The sequence below is a fragment of the Rhizorhabdus sp. genome, assembly GCF_018006725.1.
Taxonomy (GTDB): Bacteria; Pseudomonadota; Alphaproteobacteria; order Sphingomonadales; family Sphingomonadaceae; genus Rhizorhabdus.
Map to the genome: position 1 here is coordinate 1 of NZ_JAGMXV010000282.1, position 5,323 is coordinate 5,323.

The window sequence follows — 5,323 nt, forward strand, 5'->3', positions numbered from 1 at the left end:
CATTCGGAATTGGACCCTCGGCCCTGACCGAAACCATGATTATGCTCAATAAGCATTTCGCCAATGCTGCCTAATCCCCCAACTGGGTGACGCCGCGCGGCCGTGCCCCATGTTTGCAACAGAGCCCGCAACCTCGCTGACGCTGTCTTTGAGGGCATAGCGTGGATGGTACGCCAGACAACGCTAAGGAAGAACAGCCAGCGAACAACTACGCGACGCGGATATCTTGCGTCAGGTTGAGCGCTTTACGGCCAGCGGATGCCGCCGCTCTATCCCAGAGAAAGTCACCGGAAAAGGCGATATGTTCCCAGCCCACCGGGGAGGTATGGGCAAGGAGATCGTCGGGCACCGCGGCCGAGGCCGCTCGCAGATGCTGGACGGCGGCGTCCATGTAAGTCGCGTTCCAATAGACAATGGCGGCGATCACCAGGTTGAGGCCGGATGCCCTATATTGCTGGGCCTCATGGCTGCGATCGATGATGCGCCCCTGACGGAAAGTGTAGATCGCCTGCGTCAGGACATGTCGTTGTTCGCTGTTGTTGAGACCGGCCTGGCAACGCCGGCGCAAATCAGGGTTTTCAAGCCAGTCCAGCATGAACAGGGTCCGTTCGACCTTGCCTATTTCCTGTAGCGCCACGTCGAGCTGGTTCTGTCGCTCATAGGCCGCGAGCTTTCGCAACATGACCGAGGGTGCAACGTGGCCGGCCTTGATCGAGCCTACGAGCCGCAGCACGTCATCCCATTGCTCACGAATAATGTCGGTACGGATGCGTTTGCCCAACAGCGGCGTGATGAAGGGATAGGTTGCTGCCGGGGCAATCGGCGCGAGGCGCCTGTCGGGAAAATCGCGCAGGCGCGGGCAGAAGCGAAATCCCAGCATGGCGCAAAGGGCGAAGACATGATCGGTGGCCCCGCCGGTGTCAGTATAATGCTCGGCGATTTTGAGATCGGTGCCGTGATTGGTCAGGCCATCGAGCACATAGGGGGCCTCATGCGTCGCGGCCGAGATCACGTTGACATGGTAGGGGGCGCGCTGATCGGAGACATGCGTGTAGAAGCTGAAGCCGTGGTCGACGCCGTAGCGCGCGTTGATGTCGCCGCCCGACGCACCGCGCTTGGCTCCCCGGAAGAACTGTCCATCGGAGCTTGAGGTGGTGCCGTCGCCCCAGACCCGCGAGAATGGCATGCGGTGCTGGGCGTTGATGAGGACGGCCAGCGCTGCGCGATAGCTGTCATCGCGGATATAGGCGTCATGGGTCCACAGGAGTTGATCGCGTGTGACGCCTTGGCTCGCGGCGGCCATGCGCGAGAGGCCGAGATTGGTGGCATCGGCAAGGATGGTCGCGAGCAGCGCGTTTTCGTTAGGACAGCGCTCACCGGTGCGCAGATTGGTGAACGCCGCGAGGAATCCTGTTTCCTGCGCCACCTCATGAAGCAATTCCGTGATGCGGATGCGCGGCATCATCGCATCGAGCCGGTGGGCTAGTTCCTCGGCGTCAGGCGTCGTGATCGTGCGAACCGGCGATATCTGGAGGCGGTCGTCCCGGAACCGTACATCGTCCAGGGCGTCGCGCTTCAGATGCTGGGCAAACTTCTTCAAGCGCCGATCCAGTTCGTGGCCCCGCTGTGCCAGCCATTCGTCCGCCGACAAGGGCAGGCCGAGCGCGGACACGACCGGTTTCGCCTTTGGCTCGCTGAGCAGATAGCTGTCGAACCGACGATATCCCGCCGATCGTTCAACCCAGACATCTCCGGAGCGCAATTTGTTGCGCAGGTGCGCGATCGTCGCGATCTCCCAGAGTCGCCGGTTGACCTTGCCGTCATCGCTAACCACGATCTTCCGCCATTCCTTGCGGAAGGGCATGGGAGCGTCAGCAGGCAGATCGCGCTTGCCCGACCTGTTAAGCACGCGGAGCACTTCGATGGCGGCGGTCGTTTTCGTACTACCCTTGCCGGCCCTGAACTCGAGTGTTTCCAGCAAATCGGGCGCGAACTTGCGCAACGTCGCATAGCGATCGGCCGCGACCGTCAGCGGATCGAGGCTGGCGGTTTCTGCGATAGTTGCCACTTCTGGCCTGACCCTCATGAGGGTTGTCCACCCGACCGATGCATCCAGGGCCTCCATCGGATCCTCGCCGGTATCGAGCGCATCGGTGAGAGCATCGATCGTACTGCGAAAGATCAGCATCAGCCGTGCTACATTCTTCGACGTGGTAGCATAGCTGCGCGCCTGGGAGTTCCTTGCGCGGGTGAATATCCCGCCGATCAGCTTGTCTGCCATTTCCAGGGCGCTGTCCGTAAGTCGCTCTTCAAGGTCGAGCAGGAACGCGACCAGAGTGGCACGGCGCCGGGACGGCGTATAGCGCTCTATCATATAGGCAGGCGATGCTCGGCCTTCCCTGACATATTGGTGGAACCGGTCCGCATGGATGCGCCCAGCGATGTCCGGGCAAATGCCGATCACCCGCACGCGTCTCAAACGGTCGAGAATCTGGCGGATGTGATCGGGCTTGGCCGCAACGGGGATCGTCTTTAGCAAGGTGAGTTGGCTCACACCACCAGCGCCAGTCTCGTCAAAGAGTTGCTCGAGGGCGTGGACCTGTTCAACGCTGAGATCAGCGATCAGGGCGGAGGCCGCTTGTTTGCGGGCACGCGCTCGTCCCGCGATGCTGACGCGTTCGATGGTAGAAATGGAGGGCAGTAGAATCCGGGCCTCGCGAAGGGCGGTGACGACACCGTTCGCGATCGTCATCCCCTTATCGGTCGCCCAGGCCGTTTTCGCCGCCGCCTCAATCATGAACGGAATATCAGTGCGGGTCGGCCCACGTAGATTAAGGTGCTCCGCCAGTTCCCGGGCATGGTCCGTCATTGTTTGGTCGCGCGCCGCGTAATCGGCGAGGTCTGTTACGCACAGGCCGAGCTGCTCCGCCACAAAGGCCGCAAGATGGTGGGGTATCGCTCCCTTGTCCCGGATGATCTGCGCAAGAGTCGTGCCGGGATGCCGCAGCAACGCCAGTTGCAGCGCCACGCCTAATCGGTTCCGCCGCTCGCGGCGCGCGCCGATAATGTCGATGTCAGATGGCTCGAACGAGTAGAGGCGGGCCAAATGGTCGCGGTCGGTCGGGATGGCGAGGATTTGATCGCGCTCACTCTCGGTCAGGAGTTGATGTTTGCGCTTCACCATGCCGATTCCCGTCCACAAAAGGTCATCTGGGCCTATGGACAGCGACGAGTAAACCCGGAAACACCGCGATGCGGCCCGGCTTGCCGTTCGGCGAATTGTGCAGGCCGTAGATCTCGTCGCAGGGAAAGCGCGTGAACAGGTTGTCCTTGATCATCGCGCGCGCGCCGCCGAGTCCTTCCTCGGCCGGCTGAAACACGAACACCGCGGTGCCGGCGAAGTTGCGCGTCTCGGCGAGATAGCGCGCGGCGCCGAGCAGCATGGTGGTGTGGCCGTCATGGCCGCAGGCGTGCATCTTGCCCGGCACGGTCGAAGCGTAAGGCAGACCCGTCGTCTCAAGGATCGGCAGCGCGTCCATGTCGGCGCGCAGGCCGATCCGCTTGTTGCTGTTGTGGTTGCCGCGCAGTTCGCCGACGACGCCGGTGCCGCCGACGCCGCGATGCACGGTGATGCCCCAGGTCTCCAGCAGGTCGGCGACGATGGCGCTGGTGCGGGTTTCCTCGAAGCCGATTTCCGGATGCGCATGAATATCGCGGCGGATCGCCACGAGATCGTTCTGGAAATCCTTGATCCGGTCGATGACAGGCATGGCTCGCGCGCTCCGCTTGATCGCGGCACGTTATGCCACATCGCAAAGGCGAGTCACGCGGATTTCAGCCCGGCGCTTCGCCGGGCCGCGCATTCACCAGCTGGCCGGAAGCTCCTTGAGGCCGCGCAGCACGAAGGTCGGCCGCCACTTCGGATTTTCCACGTCGTCGATGCGCAGATTCGGAATCCGGCGCAGCAGCGTCGTGAGCGCGACCTCGGCTTCGAGCCGCGCGAGCTGCGCGCCGAGGCAGAAGTGAATACCACCGCCGAACGACAGCGGCCGCACGTTCGGCCGCGTGATGTCGAGCCGATCCGGATGATCGGGATAGACAGCCGGATCGTGATTGGCCGAGCCGAGCAGACACATCACGTTGTCGCCCTGCGGAATTTTCACGCCGCCGATCTCGACATCCTCCATCGCGACGTGGTAGGTGAGCTGCACCGAGGAGTCGTAGCGCAGGAATTCCTCGATCGCGTTCGGCATCAGCGACAGGTTGGACTTCAGCAGTTCGAGCTGGTCCGGATTGCGATGCAGCGCCAGCAGCGCATTGCCGATCAGGTTCACCGTGGTCTCGTGACCCGCGCCGAACAGCAGGATGATGTTCGCGGTCAGCTCTTCGTTGCTGAGCTTGCTGCCGGCCTCTTCCGCCTGAACCAGTTGAGTCGTCAGGTCGTCGCCCGGCTCGCGGCGGCGCAGATCGAACAGCCGCTGGAAATAGGCTTCGGAATTGGCGTGCGCGGCATTGGCCTCGTCGATCTCGGCGCGCGACAGCGGCACCGGATCGAGCAGACGGCCGCCGGTGCGCTCGCGCTTGAAGAAGATTTCGCGATCCGTCTCCGGAATGCCGAGCATGTCGCAGATGACGATGACTGGCAGGCGGAACGCGAAGTCCGAGATCAGGTCCATGCGGCCCTGCCCGATCACCCGGTCGATCGAGTCGTCGACGATCGCCTGGATCTTCGGACGCATGTCCTCGACGCGGCGCGCCGTGAACGCCTTGACGACAAGGCCGCGCAGGCGGGTGTGGTCGGGCGGATCCTGCGTCAGCATCCAGCGGCCCATCGCGCGATAAACAGGCTCGTTCAGCGCTTCCGGCCAGCGGCGCGTGATGCGGGTGACGTAATCCTTGCCGAACCGCTTGTCGCGCAGCACCAGCGCCGCGTCGGCATTGCGGCTGACGAGATAGCCGTTCAGCGCCGGCAGATGCAGCACCGGCGCGTGCGTGCGCAGCTTGTCGTAGGAGGGATAGGGATCGCGGATGAAGTCCGGAGACAGCGGGTTGAACAGCGGCTGGGCGCTTGCCGTCTGGGTTGTAGCCCCTTGCAACTGCTCGTTCATGAATGTCTCCCTGAAAATAGTTAATGCGATCACGCCGCGTTTGGCTGCCGTTTTACGCGATCCCGGACCGGAAGCACAAGACAATTATACCTGCATTCCCCAAGTGGCGTGGCGTTTGAGGTGAAGATCGCCTGTATCCGAGCGCTAGACAAGGATTTTCTGCCGCAAGCGGCACCTGCGGTCGCGCAGACTGCTGGATCTGGACGGATCAGACC

Annotated in this window: 3 protein-coding genes; all 3 read right to left on the reverse strand. The window is 62.7% G+C overall.

From position 1 onward, the window contains the following. Positions 1-208 precede the first annotated feature (208 nt). Positions 209-3,184, reverse strand: a complete 2,976-nt coding sequence (locus KAY22_RS23955) for a Tn3 family transposase (protein ID WP_115381973.1) — start codon at positions 3,182-3,184, stop codon at positions 209-211. A 22-nt stretch (positions 3,185-3,206) separates the two neighbouring features. Further along, on the reverse strand, positions 3,207-3,728 hold the full coding sequence (locus KAY22_RS23960; RefSeq protein ID WP_296625651.1) for an amidohydrolase: 522 nt from the start codon (positions 3,726-3,728) through the stop codon (positions 3,207-3,209). Positions 3,729-3,863: 135 nt separating this feature from the next. Further along, positions 3,864-5,108, reverse strand: coding sequence for a cytochrome P450 (locus KAY22_RS23965; protein ID WP_296625652.1), 1,245 nt, complete (start codon positions 5,106-5,108; stop codon positions 3,864-3,866). Positions 5,109-5,323: the final 215 nt, after the last annotated feature.

Excerpts from the sequence above, each read along its gene's own strand:
- KAY22_RS23965 (WP_296625652.1), bottom strand. The coding sequence starts at position 5,108 with ATGAACGAGCAGTTGCAAGGGGCTACAACCCAGACGGCAAGCGCCCAG.
- KAY22_RS23955 (WP_115381973.1), bottom strand. The coding sequence starts at position 3,184 with ATGGTGAAGCGCAAACATCAACTCCTGACCGAGAGTGAGCGCGATCAA.